The sequence below is a fragment of the Streptomyces lycii genome (assembly GCF_009735685.1).
GTDB classification, from domain to species: domain Bacteria; phylum Actinomycetota; class Actinomycetes; order Streptomycetales; family Streptomycetaceae; genus Streptomyces; species Streptomyces lycii.
Window position 1 is genome coordinate 35,484 of the sequence record NZ_WHPN01000324.1, and the last position, 18,648, is coordinate 54,131.

Annotated in this window: 14 protein-coding genes and 1 tRNA gene; 8 read left to right on the forward strand and 7 right to left on the reverse strand. The window is 71.2% G+C overall.

Annotated features, from left to right (window positions below; genetic code table 11):
* Positions 1 to 44 precede the first annotated feature (44 nt).
* Genes GCU69_RS20265 through GCU69_RS20280 form a run of 4 tightly spaced genes read left to right on the forward strand, consistent with a single transcriptional unit; the run spans position 45 to position 4,394 of the window.
* Entirely contained in the window at positions 45 to 974 is a 930-nt protein-coding gene (locus tag GCU69_RS20265) for a branched-chain amino acid ABC transporter permease (protein WP_098751399.1), read from the forward strand.
* Between the two features lie 5 nt (positions 975 to 979).
* Complete coding sequence (locus GCU69_RS20270; RefSeq protein WP_156206811.1) at positions 980 to 2,791, forward strand: branched-chain amino acid ABC transporter permease; 1,812 nt, start codon at positions 980 to 982, stop codon at positions 2,789 to 2,791.
* Positions 2,792 to 2,796: 5 nt separating this feature from the next.
* Positions 2,797 to 3,681 (forward strand): ABC transporter ATP-binding protein, encoded by an 885-nt coding sequence (locus tag GCU69_RS20275; protein WP_098751406.1) that lies wholly within the window; start codon positions 2,797 to 2,799, stop codon positions 3,679 to 3,681.
* Entirely contained in the window at positions 3,678 to 4,394 is a 717-nt protein-coding gene (locus GCU69_RS20280; RefSeq protein WP_098751400.1) for an ABC transporter ATP-binding protein, read from the forward strand. The genes GCU69_RS20275 and GCU69_RS20280 overlap by 4 nt, the downstream gene beginning before the upstream one ends.
* 72 nt (positions 4,395 to 4,466) lie before the next feature.
* Here GCU69_RS20280 and GCU69_RS20285 read toward each other — a convergent pair whose 3' ends face one another.
* Complete coding sequence (locus GCU69_RS20285) at positions 4,467 to 5,114, reverse strand: ANTAR domain-containing response regulator (protein WP_098751401.1); 648 nt, start codon at positions 5,112 to 5,114, stop codon at positions 4,467 to 4,469.
* Positions 5,115 to 5,209: 95 nt separating this feature from the next.
* On the opposite strand from GCU69_RS20285, the gene GCU69_RS20290 reads away from it, so the two are divergent.
* Positions 5,210 to 5,288, forward strand: a tRNA-Leu gene (locus GCU69_RS20290).
* Between the two features lie 102 nt (positions 5,289 to 5,390).
* On the forward strand, positions 5,391 to 6,170 hold the full coding sequence (locus GCU69_RS20295) for a transcriptional regulator (RefSeq protein WP_098751402.1): 780 nt from the start codon (positions 5,391 to 5,393) through the stop codon (positions 6,168 to 6,170).
* Between the two features lie 412 nt (positions 6,171 to 6,582).
* Here the strand turns inward: GCU69_RS20295 and pyk are convergent, their stop codons facing one another.
* From pyk to GCU69_RS20325, 6 genes are all read right to left on the reverse strand, one after another.
* Positions 6,583 to 8,016 carry a pyruvate kinase gene (gene pyk / locus GCU69_RS20300; RefSeq protein WP_098751403.1) on the reverse strand — a complete coding sequence of 478 codons (1,434 nt, stop codon included), beginning with the start codon at positions 8,014 to 8,016 and terminating at the stop codon, positions 6,583 to 6,585.
* Positions 8,017 to 8,126: 110 nt separating this feature from the next.
* A complete protein-coding gene (locus GCU69_RS20305) occupies positions 8,127 to 8,696 on the reverse strand; it encodes a GNAT family N-acetyltransferase (RefSeq protein ID WP_156206812.1) in 570 nt (189 codons plus the stop codon).
* Entirely contained in the window at positions 8,693 to 10,471 is a 1,779-nt protein-coding gene (locus tag GCU69_RS20310; protein ID WP_235978593.1) for an IucA/IucC family protein, read from the reverse strand. Before GCU69_RS20310 ends, GCU69_RS20305 begins: the two co-directional genes overlap by 4 nt.
* Before the next feature lie 66 nt (positions 10,472 to 10,537).
* Positions 10,538 to 11,953 carry a lysine N(6)-hydroxylase/L-ornithine N(5)-oxygenase family protein gene (locus GCU69_RS20315; protein WP_156206813.1) on the reverse strand — a complete coding sequence of 472 codons (1,416 nt, stop codon included), beginning with the start codon at positions 11,951 to 11,953 and terminating at the stop codon, positions 10,538 to 10,540.
* Positions 11,950 to 13,788 (reverse strand): pyridoxal phosphate-dependent decarboxylase family protein, encoded by a 1,839-nt coding sequence (locus tag GCU69_RS20320; RefSeq protein WP_156206814.1) that lies wholly within the window; start codon positions 13,786 to 13,788, stop codon positions 11,950 to 11,952. The genes GCU69_RS20315 and GCU69_RS20320 overlap by 4 nt, the downstream gene beginning before the upstream one ends.
* 197 nt (positions 13,789 to 13,985) lie before the next feature.
* Positions 13,986 to 14,681, reverse strand: a complete 696-nt coding sequence (locus tag GCU69_RS20325) for an SIMPL domain-containing protein (RefSeq protein WP_098751407.1) — start codon at positions 14,679 to 14,681, stop codon at positions 13,986 to 13,988.
* 181 nt (positions 14,682 to 14,862) lie between these two features.
* On the opposite strand from GCU69_RS20325, the gene GCU69_RS20330 reads away from it, so the two are divergent.
* Both GCU69_RS20330 and GCU69_RS20335 read left to right on the forward strand, forming a co-directional pair.
* Positions 14,863 to 16,662: a bifunctional metallophosphatase/5'-nucleotidase gene (locus GCU69_RS20330; RefSeq protein ID WP_098751408.1), complete on the forward strand. Its 1,800-nt coding sequence runs from the start codon at positions 14,863 to 14,865 to the stop codon at positions 16,660 to 16,662.
* A 199-nt stretch (positions 16,663 to 16,861) separates the two neighbouring features.
* On the forward strand, positions 16,862 to 18,580 hold the full coding sequence (locus GCU69_RS20335; RefSeq protein ID WP_098751409.1) for a SpoIIE family protein phosphatase: 1,719 nt from the start codon (positions 16,862 to 16,864) through the stop codon (positions 18,578 to 18,580).
* Positions 18,581 to 18,648: the final 68 nt, after the last annotated feature.

Genomic DNA, 18,648 nt, shown 5'->3' on the forward strand with positions numbered 1-18,648 from the left:
CCCCCGCGCCGCCGTATCCGACACCCACTCCCGGAGGCCCAGCGGTGCACGACCTGCCGCAGCAGCTAGCCAACGGCCTGATACTCGGCGCGATGTACGGCTTGATCGCGATCGGGTACACGATGGTCTACGGCATAGTCCAGCTCATCAACTTCGCCCATGGCGAGATATTCATGATCGGCGGGTTCGGAGCACTCACCGCCTGGCTCCTCCTGCCCGACGGAACGTCACTTCTGCTCGCCCTTCCCCTGATGCTCCTCATGGCGATGGCCTCCTCGGTCCTCGTCGGCGTCGGCGCCGAACGCTTCGCCTACCGGCCCCTGCGCGGCGCGCCCCGGCTCGCCCCCCTGATCACCGCCATCGGCCTCTCCATCGCCCTCCAGCAGGCCATCTGGGCGTTCTACCCGGACGCCACCAAGGCCCGCCCCTTCCCCCGCTTCAGCGGCGGCAGCATCGACGTCGGGCCGTTCTCCGTGCAACGCGGCGAGATCTTCCTGATCATCGCCGCCCCGGTCTGCATGGTCGCCCTCGGCCTGTTCGTGTCCAAGACCCGCACCGGCCGCGCCATGCAGGCCACCTCGCAGGACCCCGACACGGCCAAGCTCATGGGCATCAACACCGACCGCATCATCGTCACCGCCTTCGCCATCGGCGCCGCCTTCGCAGCCATCGCCTCCATCGCCCACGGCCTCAAATACGGCCAGGTCGACTTCAAGATGGGCTTCATCGCCGGACTCAAGGCCTTCACCGCCGCGGTCCTCGGCGGCATCGGCAACATCTACGGCGCCATGATCGGCGGCCTCGTCCTCGGCCTCACCGAAGCCATGGCCATCGCATACATCGAAAACGTCCCCGGCATGGAACTGTTCGGCGGCGGCGCCTGGAAGGACGTGTGGGCCTTCGTCGTCCTCATCCTCGTCCTCCTGCTCCGGCCCCAGGGCCTGCTCGGCGAACGCGTCACGGATCGGGCGTGATGACCATGACCACCACAGACACCACCCGGGCCACCGCCCCCGCCACCGCACCCGGCGCCCTGCCGCTGCCCGCCGGCGCCGCACGCGCCGCCACCGCCGCCGGCGCCGTCCTCACCTTCGCCAGCACCTTCCTCGCCTGGACCTGGACCGGCGCCTTCCCCGGCAACCTCACCGTCACCGGCTACCCCGGCGGCCTCCAGGTCCTCACCCTCACCGGCGCCCTCCTCACCACCCTGTTCCTCCTCGCCGGACACGGCATCCGCGGACTCCGCTGGCTCACCCCCGGCGGCACCAACAGCCCCGTCGTCCTCCTCGCACTCGGCACCGCCGCCGTCACCTGGTACGCCGCCGGAGCCATCGCCTTCACCCTCGGCGGCCTCGTCAACCTCGAACCCGGCGGCTGGCTCGCCGCCGCCGCCTCACTCCTCACCGCCGTCGCCGCACTCGGCCTCCCCGCCGACACCCCCGCCGACCCGGAACACCCCCCGACCGACCCCTGGCAGCGACTGCGGCACTCCCTCAGGGCCCCCGCGCCCGCACGCGCCCGCACCCTTCCCTCCTGGGCCGAGATCCTGCTCATCGCCGCCGCCTTCGCGGTCGCCCTCTACGTCTTCACCTACGGCATCGCCACCGAATACGGCGAACTCTTCGTCGGCTTCCTGCTGCTGACCCTCCTCGCCGTCCCCGCCCTCGCCAAGGCCGGACTGCTGCGCCGGGTCACCGCACTCACCGCGAAACACCGCAACGTCTCCATCACCGCCGCCTTCGTCGCCGCCGCGGCCTTCCCCTTCCTCCAGAGCGACAACGAATTCACCTCCATCGCCGTCAACATCCTGATCTTCGCCACGGTCGCCCTCGGGCTGAACGTCGTCGTCGGACTCGCCGGCCTCCTCGACCTCGGATACGTTGCCTTCCTCGGCGTCGGCGCCTACACCGCCGCCCTCGTATCCGGCTCCCCCTTCTCCACCATCGGCGTCCACTTCCCCTTCTGGGCCGCCGTCCTCACCGGAGCCGCCGTTTCCCTCGTCTTCGGCGTCCTCATCGGCGCCCCCACCCTGCGGCTGCGCGGCGACTACCTCGCCATCGTCACCCTCGGCTTCGGCGAGATCTTCCGCATCGGCATGCAGAACCTCGACGGGATCTCCGGCCCCTCCGTCACCAACGGATCCACCGGCGTCCCGCAAATCCCCGACCTGGAACTCCTCGGCTACAACTTCGGGGAACCCCACACCCTCCTCGGCTTCGAATTCACCAGGTCCGCCAACTACTTCTGGCTGATGCTGATCATCACGGTCGTCGTCGTCTCCGTGTTCCGGCGCTCCGACACCTCCCGCATCGGCCGCGCCTGGGTCGCCATCCGCGAGGACGAAACCGCGGCCCGCGCCATGGGCATCAACGCCTTCCGGCTCAAACTCATGGCCTTCGCCCTCGGCGCCACACTCGCCGGCCTCGCCGGCACCGTCCAGGCCCACACCGTCTCCTCCATCGACCCCGAGCAGTACAAATTCGTCGAAGCCGTACCCCCCAACTCCGCGTTCCTCCTCGCCGCCGTCATCCTCGGCGGCATGGGAACCGTCGGAGGCCCCCTCATCGGCGCCGCACTGCTCTACCTCATCCCGGCCAAACTCCAGTTCATCGGCGAATACCAGCTCCTCCTCTTCGGCATCGCACTCGTCCTCCTCATGCGCTTCCGCCCCGAAGGACTCGTCGCCGACCGCCGCAAGCAGCTGGAATTCCACGAGACCGGACAACTCGACGTGCCGGACACAGACGGAGACACCCCCGGCAAACCCGGCCTCAGCAAGGCGGAGGCGTGACCGACATGACCACCGACACCACGACTTCACAGGCCCCGGCCCGCGACACCGTGCTCGACGCCACCGGCGTCACCATGCGCTTCGGCGGCCTCACCGCCGTCAGCGACGTCGACCTCACCGTGGGCGGCGGCGAGATCGTCGGCCTCATCGGACCCAACGGAGCCGGCAAAACCACCTTCTTCAACTGCCTCACCGGGCTCTACATCCCCACCGAAGGCACCGTCTCCTACCGCGGGAAAGTCCTCCCCCACCGCTCCCACCTCGTCACCCAGGCCGGAATCGCCCGGACCTTCCAGAACATCCGCCTCTTCCCCAACATGACCGTTCTGGAAAACGTCCTCGTCGGCCGCCACACCCGCACCAAGGAAGGACTCGTCGCAGCCCTCCTCCGCGGCCCCCGCTTCAAAAAGGCCGAACGCGAATCCGAGGACCGCGCCATGGAACTCCTCGAATTCACCGGACTCGCCGCCAAACGCGACCACATCGCCCGCAACCTCCCCTACGGCGAACAACGCAAGCTGGAAATCGCCCGCGCCCTCGCCAGCGACCCCGGCCTGCTCCTCCTCGACGAACCCACCGCCGGCATGAACCCCCAGGAGACCAGGGCCACCCAGGACCTCGTCTTCGCCATCCGCGACCAGGGCACCGCCGTCCTGGTCATCGAGCACGACATGCGGTTCATCTTCAACCTCTGCGACCGCGTCGCCGTACTCGTACAGGGCCGGAAACTCGTCGAAGGCACCCCCGCGGTCGTCCAGGGCGACGAACGCGTCATCGCCGCCTACCTCGGCACCCCCTTCGAAGGCGAACCCGGCGAGGAGGAACTCGCCGAGGTCGAAGCGGCCGAGGCACACAGCACGGCCCGCACCGAGGGAGACGACACCGCATGACCGCACTGCTCGAAGTCGAGGACCTCCGGGTCGCCTACGGCAAGATCGAAGCCGTCAAAGGCATCTCGTTCAGCGTCCGGGCCGGCCAGGTCGTCACTCTCATCGGCACCAACGGCGCCGGGAAGACCACCACCCTGCGCACCCTCTCCGGGCTCCTCAAACCCCTCGGCGGCCGCATCACCTTCGACGGGCAGCCCCTCAACGGAACCCCCGCCCACCGCATCGTCGCCATGGGCCTCGCCCACTCCCCCGAGGGCCGCCGCATCTTCCCCCGGCTGACCATCGCCGAGAACCTCCAGCTCGGCGCCTTCCTCCGCAAGGACACCGACGGCGTCGACAAGGACCTCCAGCGCGCCTACGAACTCTTCCCCATCCTCGGGGAACGCCGCAAACAGGCCGCCGGCACCCTCTCCGGCGGCGAACAGCAGATGCTCGCCATGGGCAGAGCCCTGATGTCCCGGCCCAAACTGCTCATGCTCGACGAACCCTCCATGGGCCTCTCACCGATCATGATGCAGAAGATCATGGAAACCATCACCGAGCTGAAATCCCAGGGCACCACCATCCTGCTCGTCGAACAGAACGCCCAGGCCGCCCTCTCCCTCGCCGACCAGGGCCACGTCATGGAAATCGGCAAGATCGTCCTCTCCGGCACCGGCGAAGACCTCCTCCACGACGAATCCGTCCGCAAGGCCTACCTCGGCGAGGACTGAACCACCCCGGCACCACCGAGGGCCCGCGACGCACAAGCGCCGCGGGCCCTCAGCCGCCCCCCGCACCCGGACTCAGCCGGACTGCTGCTTCTTCTCCTCGGCATCCTCGATGACCGCCTCCGCGACCTGCTGCATCGACAGCCGCCGGTCCATCGACGTCTTCTGGATCCACCGGAACGCCGCCGGCTCCGTCAGGCCGTACTGCGTCTGCAGCACACTCTTCGCCCGGTCCACCAGCTTCCGCGTCTCCAGCCGCTGCGAGAGATCAGCGACCTCCTTCTCCAGCGCCTGCAACTGCGTGAACCGCGACACCGCCATCTCGATCGCCGGCACCACGTCGCTCTTGCTGAACGGCTTCACCAGATACGCCATCGCCCCCGCGTCCCGCGCCCGCTCCACCAGCTCACGCTGCGAGAACGCGGTCAGCATCAGCACCGGCGCGATACTCTCCCCGGCGATCACCTCCGCCGCCGAGATACCGTCCAGCACCGGCATCTTCACATCCAGGATCACCAGGTCCGGGCGGTGCTCCCGGGCCAGCTCGACGGCTTTCTGCCCGTCCCCGGCCTCCCCCACGACGGAATACCCCTCCTCCTCCAGCATCTCCTTGAGATCCAGGCGGATGAGGGCCTCGTCCTCGGCGATCACGACACGGGTCGTCTGCGGCGGTACGTGCGACTGCTCGTCGGCGACGGGCTGCTCGGGCTCGGCGGCGCTCACGGGACTCCTCGTTCCAGGCAGGGTGTGCCCCAAGAGCCTATCGACCTCCTGTAAGGTGGGACCACAGCGGGTTGTCACCTACCTTGGATTCGCTGGCCCCGGTAGCCCAATTTGGCAGCAGGCAATGGATTCAAAACCCATACAGTGTCGGTTCGAGTCCGACCCGGGGCACCATCCTTCAAATGCAAGGATCGCCGGTTAGGCGCACTGTACCCATTTGGGTGAAAACAGGCGGGTGCGACCGGTCGCAGCAGCCCCTCCGGCAAACTCGCATTCATGTACGGCATCGACGCCCGCAGACGTGCCCTTGAGCTTGCTGCCGAGGGAAACAGCCTCAACACGGTCAGCCACCGGACCGGTATCTCGCGGTGGACCATCCGCAAATGGCAGAGACAGCCCGATCCGTTCCTCCTCCACGGGGAAGTCCCCTGCCCTCGTTGCCGGCCGGAAGCGTCCCGGCCGGACGACCATGCCGCTTACGCCTATCTGCTCGGCCTCTACCTCGGTGACGGCTGCATCAGCCCACATCCACGTCGCGGCGGCTACTACCTCCGCATCGCCTGCGCCGACGCCCGGCCGGGCCTCGTCACAATCTGCCGGGAAGCAGTTGCCGCCACGCTTCCCGGCCGTGAGGTCCGCTGTGTCCGGAAGCAGGGATGCGTGATGGTCACCAGCTACAGCAAGCACTGGCCGTGCCTGCTGCCGCAGCACGGCCCCGGAAAGAAGCACGATCGCCGTATTGTTCTCAAATTCTGGCAGCAGGAAATCGTCGACGAGTATCCCTGGGAATTTGCCCGCGGGCTCGTACACTCCGACGGATGCCGTATCACCAACTGGGCCACGCGGACGGTCGCCGGCGAACGGAAGCGGTACGAATACCCGCGATATTTCTTCACCAACAAGTCCGACGACATCCGGCAGCTCTACACCGACACCCTCGACCGTCTCGGCGTCGTCTGGACGCACTGCACCCGCGACGGGAAGCCGTACAACATCTCCGTGGCGCGGCGTGCGTCCGTGGCGCTCATGGATCGGTACGTCGGGCCCAAGCACTGATACTGCGCCCGTCGGCGCCGCCTGGTGGGGTCAAGGGTGTTCTTGACCTATGGCCTTGAGGTGAGTACGGCTGGGTGATCTGAATTGTGAGAGCCGCCGACGGCTCGGCGGTACCGCCGGAAGTGTGGTGATCCACTGCCGACTCAATGCTCTCCAGCACGTATTCGCCGGCCCATCGCACCGCGAACGGGACTGCCCACGGTTCACCAGGCGCCCTGAGACGAAGGCCGAGAGGGCGAGAGGGCGAGTCTGCCGGCTGACAAGGTTCAGTCTGGAGGACACGGGCGTTCAAGCAGGCACTCGGACGGCCGCGGCTCCGACTGCGGGAACCGGACGCGGCGGACCGCTGGACATGGTTGGTCAGACCGCCCACACCCAGCTCAGGCTCGCTGTCCGCCGACTCGCCGTCAGCTCAGCCCGGGGTGCCCTCTTCGCCGATGTGGTGGACGCGCAGCAGGTTCGTGGAGCCGGGGACGCCGGGCGGGGAGCCCGCAGTGATGACGACCACGTCGCCCTTGCGGCAGCGGCCGCTGCGCAGCAGTTGGTCGTCGACCTGCTGGACCATTTCGTCGGTGGATTCGACGGCGGGGCCGTGGAAGGTCTCGACGCCCCAGGTGAGGTTGAGCTGGGAGCGGGTGGCCGGGTCCGGGGTGAAGGCGAGCAGCGGGATGGGTGAGCGGTAGCGGGAGAGGCGGCGGACGGTGTCGCCGGACTGGGTGCAGGCGACGAGGTATGTGGCGCCGAGGAAGTCGCCGATCTCGGCGGCGGCGCGGGCGACGGCGCCGCCCTGGGTGCGGGGTTTGCTGCGTTCGGTGAGCGGCGGGAGGCCTTTGGCGAGGAGGTCCTCCTCGGCGGCGGTGACGATGCGGCTCATGGTTTTGACGGTCTGGAAGGGGTATTTTCCGACGCTGGTCTCGCCGGAGAGCATGACGGCGTCGGTGCCGTCCATGACGGCGTTGGCGACGTCGGAGGCTTCGGCGCGGGTGGGCCGGGACGCGTCGATCATGGAGTCGAGCATCTGGGTGGCGACGATGACCGGTTTGGCGTTGCGCCGGGCGAGTTTGATGGCGCGTTTCTGGACGATGGGTACGGTTTCGAGGGGCATTTCGACGCCGAGGTCGCCGCGGGCGACCATGATGCCGTCGAAGGCGTCGACGATGGCGTCGAGGTTCTCGACGGCCTGGGGTTTCTCGATTTTGGCGATGACGGGGAGGCGGCGGTTCTCCTCGGTCATGACGCGGTGGACGTCGTCGATGTCGCGGGCGGTGCGGACGAAGGAGAGGGCGATGACGTCGGCGCCGGTGCGCAGGGCCCAGCGGAGGTCTTCGATGTCCTTGTCGGAGAGGGCCGGGACGGAGACGGCGACGCCGGGGAGGTTGAGGCCCTTGTGGTCGGAGACCATGCCGCCCTCGATGACGATGGTGCGGACGCGGGGTCCGTCGACCGAGGTGACTTCGAGGGTGACGCGGCCGTCGTCGACGAGGATGCGTTCGCCGCGGCTGACGTCGGCGGCGAGGCCCTTGTAGGTGGTGCCGCAGGTGTGGCGGTCGCCTTCGAGGGGTTCGACAGTGATGGTGAATTCGTCGCCGCGTTCAAGGAGTACGGGGCCTTCGCGGAAGCGGCCGAGGCGGATCTTCGGGCCTTGAAGGTCGGCGAGGATGCCGACGCTGCGGCCGGTTTCGTCGGCTGCCTTGCGCACGTGGCGGTAGCGGGCTTCGTGCTCGGCGTAGCTGCCGTGGCTGAGGTTGAAGCGGGCTACGTCCATGCCTGCGTCGACCAGCGCTTTGATCTGGTCGTACGAGTCGGTGGCAGGGCCCAGGGTGCAGACGATTTTTGCTCGGCGCATGGTGCGAGCCTATGACTTACCAGTGGGTAGGGAATTGGGTGAACGTGACGAACGAACAACCTTTGAGCGAAAGGTTGTTGACAATTGTTGAAAGGTGCACCGGGCTGCTCTTATGAGCGCTCACGCACCATGAGTACCGCTCGTTTGTCGGGAAGTTCGATCTCCTGCTCGATTCCGAATCCGGCGCGCCGGAAGGCTCGTACGGAGCGGGTGTTGCGTACGTCGGGTTCCGCGACGACGCGTTCGGCGCGCGGGTCGGCGGCCAGCTGCCAGTCGGAGACGGCGCGCAGCAGTTGTGCGCCGAGTCCGCGGCCGCGGTGCCGGGCGGGTCCGAGCAGCAGGTGGACGCCGGCGTCGTGGGGCCGGGCGGTGTAGTGGCGGGCGAGCGGGTCGAGGTCGGCGCGGTAGAGCTCCCAGTAGCTCATGGGGGTGCCGTCGAGGCAGCCGAGGTACGGGGCGGAATGGCTGCTCGTGTGCTGGTCGCGGAGGTAGCGGCCGATCCGGTCGGCGGGGTGGGGCATCTCCCAGAAGCGGGCGACCTCGGGGTCGTTCATCCAGGTGTGGACGAGCGGGGTGTCGGTGCCGGGGTCGACGGGGCGGAGGGTGAAGAGTCCGGCGGGGAGGTGTGTACCGGTGGCCGCGGCGTGGCCGGGGGTGGTGGTGTTCCTGGTGGTGGTCATCCCCGGGCCTCCGCGATGGGGTTGGGGATGTCGACGTATACGGACTGGGCTTCGAGGGGGCCGGTGAGTTCGTCCATGCCGCGGATCCGGGTGAGGAGGTTGGCCTTGCAGCGCAGGGTGGGTTCTTCGCGGAGGATGGCGGCCAGGCGCAGCCGGTCGCCGTGTTCGCGGGCGAGGCCGGCCAGGGCGCGGTCGGCTTCGGCGAGGAGGTCGGTTTCGTCGGCGAGGCCCTGGGAGCCGAGGGCGCCGATGACGCCGAGGATGTTGTTGATGCCGATGTAGTAGCCGAGGCGTTCGTCGATGACGGTGTCCTCGACGTAGGTGCCGAGGTCCTGTCCGGCCCGGGGGATCCACCGGTGGAGGGCGGAGCTGCGGGCCGGGGAGAAGTAGTAGCCCTGGTTGTCGCGGTAGTGGCCGCCGGTGGGCCAGCCGTCGTGGTCGAGGGTGACGAGGGTGTTCTGCTGGTGGGCTTCGAGGCCGAGTCCGTAGGTGGCGTAGAGCCGGAGGACGGGGTCGATCACGGTGTCGAGGTAGCGGCTGAACCAGGTGCGGGCGGTGCGGGCCACGGGCCGGCCGGTGCGGTCGGCGAGGCGGTGGAGGACGACGCCGATGCGGGAGCGGTTGTCGGGGAGGTCGGGGCGTTCGGCGAGGAGTCCGGCGAGGCAGCCGGTGCGGGGGGCGGTGTGGCCGGGGGTTCCGGCGGTTCCGGGGGCGGCGCGGAAGGGGTTGTCGCGGATGACGGCGTCGAGGCCGGTGGGGGTGCCGCCGGGGGTGTCGACGGCGAGCCAGGCGGGGTCGCGGACGATCGAGAAGTGGGGGTGGGCGGCGTGCAGGGCGTCGCCGAGTCCGGCTTCGAGGAGGCGGTGGACGGCGATGCCGCGGCGGAGTTCGGTGCGGGTGTTCTCGCGGCGGGAATTGGTGATGCGCAGGCCGAGGGAGAGCTTGAGCATGACGGGGGCGTCGGCCCGGTAGAGGGTGCGTACGGAGGAGGTGGGTGACCAGGCGGGGCCCGCGGGGCCGAGGTCGTGGAGGAGTCCGGCGTCGAGGAGGGCCCGGACGGCGGGCCGGGTGACGACGTCCTGGGCCTGCCAGGGGTGGGCGGGGACGAGGGCGGTGCCGGGGGGCGGGGCGAGTTCTCCGCCGGCGAGGTCGGCGAGGAGGTGGCCGGTGGGGCGGCTCAGGGCGGAGTCGGCGCGCAGCAGGGAGAGGTCGGCTGCGAACCAGTGGAGCGGGAAGGAGCCGCGGACCTCCGGGGAGTAGCGGGCGGACTCGGCGTCGGTGAGTCCTTCGCGGCTCTTGGGGGTGGGGTGCAGGGGGTGGCCGGTGATGAGGGCTTGTTCGGCGGCGAGGAAGGGGGTGTCGCCGGCGGGGTTCTCGGGGATGCCGGTGCGGGTGCGCAGGAAGTGTTCGATGCGGTGGGCGGAGTCGGTGACGCGGCTGGTGAGGTCGGTGACGGCGGTGGGGTCGCCGGCGGCGAACTCGACGCCGAAGAGGGCGGCCACGAGGGGCGCGGGGGCGCGGGTCCCGGTGCGGAGGCGGGCGCGGCCGAAGCGGTGGTGGCCGGTGGGGGACCAGTGGATGACGGGTGCTTCGAGGGTGGTGCCGGAGGCGGGCAGGTGGATTCTGAGGGGGCCGTCGGCGGGGCGGGGGGTGCCGGTTTCGCGGACCCAGCAGCGGAGGAGTTTCTCCGTGGTGACGGCGTCGGCGACGGCGTCGGGGGCGGGGGCGGGCCGGTGGGGTTCGGGTGCGGTGCGGGTCGGGAGCGTCATACTCATCGGTTCTCTCTCTGTCCGACAGCCGCTGCCCTTCGGCTGTGCTGGACCGGTGGTGCCGGGGCCCGGTCAGTGGCCGGGGCGCCGGGCCGGTCGGTCATGGGCGGGTCGTGCGGTGGTGAGGGGGCCGGACGGGCTGCCGCCTTGTTCCGGCGTGAGTCCGTACGTGGTGAAGGCGGTGCGGCGCGGGAGGGGGTGGAGGTCGCGGCCGGTGAGGGTGTTGAGGATGACGGCGGAGCGCCAGGCGGCGAGGCCGAGGTCGGGGGCGCCGACGCCGTGGGTGTGGCGTTCGGCGTTCTGGACGTGGATCGCGCCGGTGATGTGGGGGGCGAGCCGGAGCCGGTAGCGGTCGTCGACGCGGTGGCGGCCCCGGTCGTCGCGTTCGACGTGGTCCGCGAGGGGGGCCAGGAGGCCGTCGAGGGGGCGTTCGCGGTAGCCGGTGGCGAGGACGACGGCGTCGGTGGTCAGCCGGCCGGCGGTCCGCTGTTCGCGGTGTTCCAGTTCCAGCCGGATGCGGCCGTTGTGGCGGTGGGCGGCGGTGACGGTGGTGCCGGGGGTGAGGGTGGCGTCGGGCCAGCCGCCGTGGAGGGTGCGGCGGTAGAGCTCGTCGTGGACGGCGGCGATGGTGTCGTGGTCGATGCCTTTGTGGAGCTGCCACTGGCGGGGCAGGAGGGCATCGCGGGTGTCCTGGGGCAGGGAGTGGAAGTAGCGGGTGTAGTCGGGGGTGAAGTGTTCGAGTCCGAGTTTGCTGTACTCCATGGGGGCGAAGGCGGGGGTGCGGGCGAGCCAGGTGAGCTGTTCGTGTCCGGCGGGGCGTTGCCGGAGAAGGTCGAGGAAGACCTCGGCGCCGGACTGGCCGGAGCCGATGACGGTGATGTGGCCGGCCGCGAGGAGCCGGTCCCGGTGGTGCAGGTAGTCGGCGGAGTGCAGTACGGGGATGCCGGGGGTGTCGGCGAGGGTGCGCAGGGGTTCGGGGACGTGCGGGGCGGTGCCGATGCCGAGGGCGAGGTTGCGGGCGAAGACGCGGCCGACGGCCTGGGCGTCGCCGTGTTCGTCGAGGCGGGTGTAGTCGAGTTCGTAGGCGTGGCGGTCGGGGCGCCAGTGGACGGCGTCGATCTGGTGGCCGAAGTGGAGGCCGGGGATGTTCTCGCTGGCCCAGCGGCAGTAGGCGTCGTATTCGGCTCGGTGGATGTGGAAGTTCTCGGCGAAGTAGAAGGGGAAGAGCCGTTCGCGGGTGCGCAGGTAGTTGAGGAAGGACCAGGGGCTGGTGGGGTCGGCGAGGGTGACGAGGTCGGCGAGGAACGGCACTTGGAGGGTGGCGCCTTCGATGAGCAGGCCGGGGTGCCAGTGGAAGGCGGGCCGTTGTTCGTAGAAGGCGGTGCTGAGGCCGGGGGCCCCGTCGGCGAGGGCGGCGAGGGAGAGGTTGAAGGGGCCGATGCCGATGCCGGCGAGATCGAGGGGGGTGTCCTCGTCGGTGCTGCTCATCGCGTGGCTCCGTTCGCGGGGGTGGTCCGGGACGCGGTGCCGGTGCCGGTGCCGTCGGCTGAGCCCGTGGCCGTGTCCGTGCCCGTGCCCGTGCCCGTGGCCGTGCCCGTGCCCGTGCCGAGGGTGGGGCCCGGGTGCGCGGGGCCGGGGTGCGCGGGGCCGGGGTGCGCGGAGCCGGAGCGCCGGGGCTGCGCGGGCACGGGCTCCGTACGCGCGGCTCCGGAGCGCGGGGAATCCGCGGGCGCGGGCTCCGTACCCGGTGCGCCCGTGCCCGGTGCGCCCCTGCCCGGCGGCTCGGTGCGCGGGGTGCTGTCCGCGACGATCTTCAGGAGGTTTTCGAGGTCGGTGGTGCGGGCGGCGGGGTGGAGCAGGGTGGCCTTGAGCCAGAGGCGTTCGCGGCCGTCGGCGTCCTCGGCCCGGGCGCGGCCGATGACGGTGCGGCCGTCGGCGAGGAGACGCCTGCGCACGCCGGCGACGAGGGCGTCCCCTTCGGCGTCTGGCAGTTCGTCTGCGGCGGTGGGCCGGAACAGGACGGTGCTGATGCCGGGTGGCCCGGGGCGGCGGCGCAGGGAGGGGTGCCGGTCGAGGAGTGCGGTGAGTTCCTCGGCGGAGCGGACGCACGTCTCGACGAGTTCGGAGATCCCCCGGCGGCCGAGGGCGCGCAGGGTCGCGGCGATCTTCAGCGCGTCGGGGCGGCGGGTGGTGCGGATGGAGCGGCCGAGGAGGTCGGGCAGCCCGGCCTCGGTGTCGTCGTCGGCGTTGAGGTAGTCGGCGCGGAAGGCGATGGGCGCGAGGGTGCCGCTGTCGCGGACGGCGAGGAGTCCGGCGGCGACCGGCTGCCAGCCGAGTTTGTGCAGGTCGAAGGTGACGGAGGTGGCGCTCTCGATGCCGTCGAGGCGGTGCCGGAGGGTGTCGCTGAACAGCAGCGGCCCGCCGTAGGCGGCGTCGACGTGCAGTTCGGCGCCGTAGGTGGCGCAGACCCGGGCGAGTTCGGGAAGCGGGTCGACGAGGCCTTCGTCGGTGGTTCCGGCGGTGGCGACGACGAGGGCGGGGCCGCCGGTGTCGGCGAGGGCGTGGTCGAGCGCGGCGGGGATCATGCGGCCGGCGTGGCAGGCGACGGTGACGGGGGTGGGCAGGCCGAGGATCCAGGCGGCGCGGTGGACGCTGTGGTGGGCGTTGGCGCCGCAGAGGACCTGGACGGGGCGGGCCCCGGTGTCGCGGGCGCGCTCGCGGGCGAGGAGCAGGGCGACCAGGTTGGACTCGGTGCCGCCGCTGGTGACGACGGCGTCGGGGCCGGGGCTGTGCGGGTAGACGAGGGCGGCGAGGGCGGTGGTGACCTCGTTCTCGATCACGGTGGCGGCCGGGGCCTGGTCCCAGGAGTCCATGGACGGGTTGAGCGCGGTCGCGGCGAGGTCGGCGGCAGCGGCGACGGCCAGCGGCGGGCAGTGCAGATGCGCCGCGCAGTGCGGGTCTGCGGGGTCGGCGGCGCCCTCGGCGACGGCGCGTACGACGTCCCGGAGGGCGGCTTCGGCACCGATGCCCTGTTCGGGGAGGACCGGCCCGACGGTGTGGCGTACGCGGGCGGCGACGGCCTCGGGGCCCCCGGAGGGCAGCGGCCCGCCGCGGGCGGCGGCTCCCTCGGCCAGGGAGTCGAGGACGGTGTCGATCAGGGGCCGCAGGGCCCGGTGGCCGGCGGTGCCGCCGGCGAGGGCGGTGGCGTCCCCGGGGCCGCCGGGGGCGCCGGCGGGCGGCCCGGCCGGGGGCTCCGCCTGCGTCTGCCGGGGCGGGTGCGCAGGGTGCGGCTGATGCGGAGCGCGCGATGCGCCGTGCGACATGGGAGTGCCCTTTGGTCGAGGAGCTGAGGGTGTGAAGAGCGGGTACGGGCAGGTTCGTTACGCCTGCCCGCCCGTAAGTAAGGTATACCTAACTTGCTCTGCCGCACGCCTCACCTGATCAATACGCGCCACACCGGGTCCGGGTTCAAAAACCTTTCACTGTCGGCTTGTTGGACGGGCTGCGCGGCAAAGAGGTTTCAGAGTACGGGGGGTGACATGGTGAATCGCGCGTTGACGTGCGCGAATACCGTCTGGCGCTGCGGCTCCAGGTCCAGCGCCGGCGTGTCGCTCTCCGCCGCGCCGCCGAACCGGGCCGCGCCCGCCCGCAGGCCGCCGGGCGCGGGCGGCGCGGTGTTCTCGGCTCCCTCGTCGGCGAGTTCGACCAGGGCCACGAGGTCGGACCCCAGCGCGCCCGCGTACTCCCGGGCCCGTACGACCGCTTCCTGTACGGCCTGTCTGCGGGCCTCGCCGTGGGTGGGCGAGTCGGGGCGCAGGCCCCACCAGGGGCCGGAGACGCTGGTGAGTTCGAGTCCGCCGAGCCGGGCGACCAGTTCGCCGAGGGCCGTGAAGTCGCCGAGCACGACCTGGACGTGCACACGGCCGTGGTAGGCGCGGATGCGTTCCCCGCGGCCCTTGTCGGACCACTGGGGCGTGATGACGAGGGACCCGGTCTCCGTCTTCTCGACCGCGTCCCCGTAGGAGCGGACGAGTTCGAGCACGGCGGTGTTGCGCCGGCCCAGGTCCGCGAGGGCCGCCTTGCGGTCGGTCCCGCGGGCGCTGACGGTGATGCCGATCCGGGCGGTCTCCGGGTCGACTTCGAGCCGGGCCTCGCCGCGGACGGCGACGCGGGGCGTTTCCGGGGTGCCGTAGGGCAGGGAGGCCGGAGTGGTCATACGGACCACTGTGACAGGGATCGGGGCGGAAGCGGGAGCGCATTACGGCGAAAAGCGGGGCGAGGGCGCGGCCCCGGGGCGCCGAAGCGCGGGCAAGGGTGTTGCCGGGACCCGGTCTGGGCCAGAATCTACGCGCGTCATGATTTCGCCTGGCACCCTGACCTGTGAACGGAGCAGTTGCATGCCGCTCGACCGAAGGACATTCCTGGGCCGCACCGCCGCGACCGGGGCCGCCGCCGCCCTGGCCGGCGGCACGGCAGCTCCCGCCGAGGCGGCGGGCCGCAGCGGCAGGCGGCCCCCGCGGCGCCACTCCTTCACCGTCATGGGGACCACGGACCTGCACGGCAACGTGCTCAACTGGGACTACTTCACCGACGCCGAGTTCGACGACGCCGACCACAACGACGTCGGCCTGGCCAAGATCTCCACCCTGGTGAACCGGATCCGCGAGGAACGGGGCCGCGGCAGCACCCTGCTCATCGATGCGGGCGACACCATCCAGGGCACCCAGCTGTCGTACTACTACGCCAAGGTCGACCCGATCACCGGCGAGGGCGGCCCGGTCCACCCGATGGCACAGGCGATGAACGCGATCGGCTATGACGCGGCGGCCCTGGGCAACCACGAGTTCAACTACGGCATACCGGTGCTGCGCGCCTTCGAGGAGCAGTGCGACTTCCCGCTGCTGGGCGCCAACGCGGTCGACGCCAGGACGCTGCTCCCGGCCTTCCCGCCGTATGTGATCAAGCGGCTGCGGGTGCCGCACGGGCCGGACGTGCGGGTCGGCGTCCTCGGCCTGACCAACCCCGGCATCGCGATCTGGGACAGGGCCAACGTGCAGGGCGAGATGGCCTTCCCCGGGCTCACCGAGCAGGCCGCGAAGTACGTCCCCCGGCTGCGCTCCCTCGGCGCGGACGTCGTCATCGTCTCCGCCCACTCGGGCACCAGCGGCACCTCCTCCTACGGCGACCAGCTGCCGCACGTGGAGAACGCCGCCACGCTCGTCGCCGAACAGGTCCCCGGCATCGACGCGATCCTCGTCGGCCACGCGCACGAGGAGATCCCCGAGCGCCGCGTCACCAACCGGGTCACCGGCGCGGAGGTCGTGCTGTCCGAGCCGCTGAAGTGGGGCCAGCGGCTGACGCTGTTCGACTTCTCCCTGGTGTGGGAGCGGGGCCGCTGGACGGTCGAGTCGGTCTCCTCGGGCGTCCTCAACTCCAACACGGTCGCCGAGGACCCGGCCGTGACGGGCATGCTCGCCGACGAGCACGAGAAGGTCGTGGCGTACGTCAACCAGGTCATCGGGACGTCGGCGGCCGCCATGGCCGCGACCGAGGCCCCGTACAAGGACGTACCGGTCATCGACTTCATCAACCACGTCCAGGCCGAGACGGTCCGGGCGGCGCTCGCCGGCGGTGAGCACGCGGAGCTGCCCGTGCTCTCGCAGGCGTCGTGCTTCTCCAGGACGGCGGCGATCCCGGCCGGCGACGTGACGATCCGCCAGGTCGCGGGTCTGTACCCGTTCGAGAACACGCTGGAGGCGCGGCTGCTCACCGGGGCGCAGCTCAGGGAGTACCTGGAGTTCTCCGCGCGCTACTACGTGCGGACCCCGGCAGGCGCCGAGGCCGACCCGGCGCGGCTGACGAACGCCGACGGCATCCCCGACTACAACTACGACGCGGTCAGCGGTCTCAGCTATGACATCGACATCGCCAAGGCCCCGGGGTCCCGCGTCACCGGGCTGCGCCACGGCGGCGCGGAGGTCGCGGACGACGACCGGTTCGTGCTGGCCGTCAACAACTACCGGGCCAGTGGCGGCGGCAATTTCCCGCACATCGCGGGTGCCGAGCAGCTGTGGGCGAACTCCGAGGAGATCCGCAACACGATCATCACCTGGGTGCGGGAGCGCGGCTCGATCGACGGCGCGGACTTCGCGTCGGCCGACTGGCGGCTGACCAGGGACGGTGAACCCGTCTTCTGATCGCTCTCCGCCGCCGGCCGCCCCCGCCCGCCGGTCATGCCCGCCGCCGTCCGTGCCGTCCGCCGGCCGCCCCGGCCGCAGGTCACCCGCCGGGCTCCGGTCACATATCGTAGGCGCATGCGTACGGTAGGTGAAGCGCATGGCTCGTACACGGCGGGGTACCAGCGCCTCGGGCCCCCACAGCGGAGGAGAACCGATCATGGCCGGTCCAGGGCAGCTGTCCGGCGACGGCGAGCACCGTCCGCTCGTCGGTCCGGAGCTCCTGGACGCCATGTTCTACGGCCTGGACGTCGGCGTGTACGTCGTCGGCCTGGACGGCCGGATCCGGGTGGTCAATCCGCGCGGCGCCGAGCTGATCAGGCGTGCCCCGGAGGACATCGTCGGCGCCGACGCGCACGATCTGCTGCACCGGGACTCGGACGGCGGCGTGGGCCCGCGGGAGGAGTGCCCGCTGCTCGGGGCGCTGGCCGACCGGCAGCCCACGCGGACGCAGGAGACCTGGTCGGAGCGGGGTGATGGCACGCTGATGCCGGTCGGCTGGCTCATGGCGCCCTACGAGGCGGCCGGTGAGTACGCCGGGGGCGTGGTGACCTTCTTCGACTTCAGCGGCCGGGAGGCGGACTCGCTGCGCCGCGAGGCCCACCTCGCGGCGCTGGAGAACCTCGCGGACCGGCTCTCCCTGGTCGCCGAGGTCACCACGGTCCTCACCTCGACCCTGGACGTGCAGGAGGCGCTGCGCCGGCTGAACCGGCTGGTGGCGCCGCGGCTGGCGGACTGGGCCGTGGTGGACCTGCTGGACGGCGAGGAGGTGCTGCGGGTCTCCGTGGTGCACCACGAGGGCGGCCGGCACGTCAGCAAGCCGGAGCTGGAGGGCCCGATCCCGCCGCTCTCCTGGGCGTCCCGCTCGCCGCTCCAGCGGGTGCTCCGCGGGGCGCCGGCCGCGCTGGTGGGGCCGGAGAACTACGCGGGACAGCCGGACTCCGCCATCCAGAAGGTCCAGCAGGACCTGTTCCGGGTCACCGGCATCCATTCCGCGATCATGGCGCCGCTGCGGGCGTCGCACGGGGTGCTCGGCGCGCTGACGCTGGGCCGCGCCGACCAGCCGAACGCGTTCGGCCGCGACGAACTGGCCCTGGTCGACGACATCGCCCGGCGGGCGGGCCTGGCGGTGGACAACGCCCAGCTGTACGACCGCCAGCGGCGCGTGTCGGAGACGATGCAGCGCCATCTGCTCACCCCGCTCCCCCGGGTCGAGGGCCTGGAGATGGCGGCCCGCTACCAGCCGGCGCCGCTCGGCTCGCAGGTCGGCGGCGACTGGTACGACGCCTTCGTGCTGCCCGAGGAGGTGACGATGCTGGTGATCGGCGACGTGGTGGGCCACGACCTGGAGGCGGCGGCGCACATGTCGCAGGTGCGGAACATGCTGCGGGCCTTCGTCTGGGACCGCCGGGAGCCGCCCAGCGTGATCGTCGACCGGCTGGACGAGGCGCTGGTGCACATCAGCGACGCTCGGATGGCCAGCCTCATCCTGGGCCGTCTGGAGCCGCCCGACGCCGGCGAGGAGACGTGGCGCCTGCAATGGACGAACGCCGGGCATCCGCCGCTGCTCCTGCTCGGCGCCGACGGCTCGGCGGCCTTCCTCGAGGACGGCCAGGGCACCCTGCTGGGCACCGACATGGCCCCGCCCCGTTCCGACGTCCTGACGCCGCTGAGCCCGAGGACCACGATCATCGGCTACACCGACGGCCTGGTGGAATCCCCCGACGAGCCGCTGGACACCGGGCTGGAACGGCTGCGGCAGCACACGGAGGAGCTGGCGGGGCTGCCCCTGGGCGACTTCTGCGACCGGCTCATCGAGCGGGTCCGCCCGCCGGGCGCGGAGGACGACATCGCGCTGCTGGTCGTACAGGTCCCCTAGCGTTCCCGTGCGCCCGGCAGCGCCCGCCGCGACCCACTGCGCCGGCCGGGCGCCCGCCCTACCCCGCT

What these genes read in the sequence shown, in the direction of transcription:
- GCU69_RS20310 (WP_235978593.1), bottom strand. Translation starts at nt 10,471, where the DNA reads ATGAGTATGACGCTCCCGACCCGCACCGCACCCGAACCCCACCGGCCC.
- pyk (WP_098751403.1), bottom strand. Translation starts at nt 8,016, where the DNA reads ATGCGCCGAGCAAAAATCGTCTGCACCCTGGGCCCTGCCACCGACTCG.
- GCU69_RS20315 (WP_156206813.1), bottom strand. Translation starts at nt 11,953, where the DNA reads ATGAGCAGCACCGACGAGGACACCCCCCTCGATCTCGCCGGCATCGGC.
- GCU69_RS20275 (WP_098751406.1), top strand. Translation starts at nt 2,797, where the DNA reads ATGACCACCGACACCACGACTTCACAGGCCCCGGCCCGCGACACCGTG.
- GCU69_RS20335 (WP_098751409.1), top strand. Translation starts at nt 16,862, where the DNA reads ATGGCCGGTCCAGGGCAGCTGTCCGGCGACGGCGAGCACCGTCCGCTC.
- GCU69_RS20305 (WP_156206812.1), bottom strand. Translation starts at nt 8,696, where the DNA reads ATGACCACCACCAGGAACACCACCACCCCCGGCCACGCCGCGGCCACC.
- GCU69_RS20280 (WP_098751400.1), top strand. Translation starts at nt 3,678, where the DNA reads ATGACCGCACTGCTCGAAGTCGAGGACCTCCGGGTCGCCTACGGCAAG.
- GCU69_RS20325 (WP_098751407.1), bottom strand. Translation starts at nt 14,681, where the DNA reads ATGACCACTCCGGCCTCCCTGCCCTACGGCACCCCGGAAACGCCCCGC.
- GCU69_RS20320 (WP_156206814.1), bottom strand. Translation starts at nt 13,788, where the DNA reads ATGTCGCACGGCGCATCGCGCGCTCCGCATCAGCCGCACCCTGCGCAC.
- GCU69_RS20330 (WP_098751408.1), top strand. Translation starts at nt 14,863, where the DNA reads ATGCCGCTCGACCGAAGGACATTCCTGGGCCGCACCGCCGCGACCGGG.
- GCU69_RS20270 (WP_156206811.1), top strand. Translation starts at nt 980, where the DNA reads ATGACCACCACAGACACCACCCGGGCCACCGCCCCCGCCACCGCACCC.
- GCU69_RS20295 (WP_098751402.1), top strand. Translation starts at nt 5,391, where the DNA reads ATGTACGGCATCGACGCCCGCAGACGTGCCCTTGAGCTTGCTGCCGAG.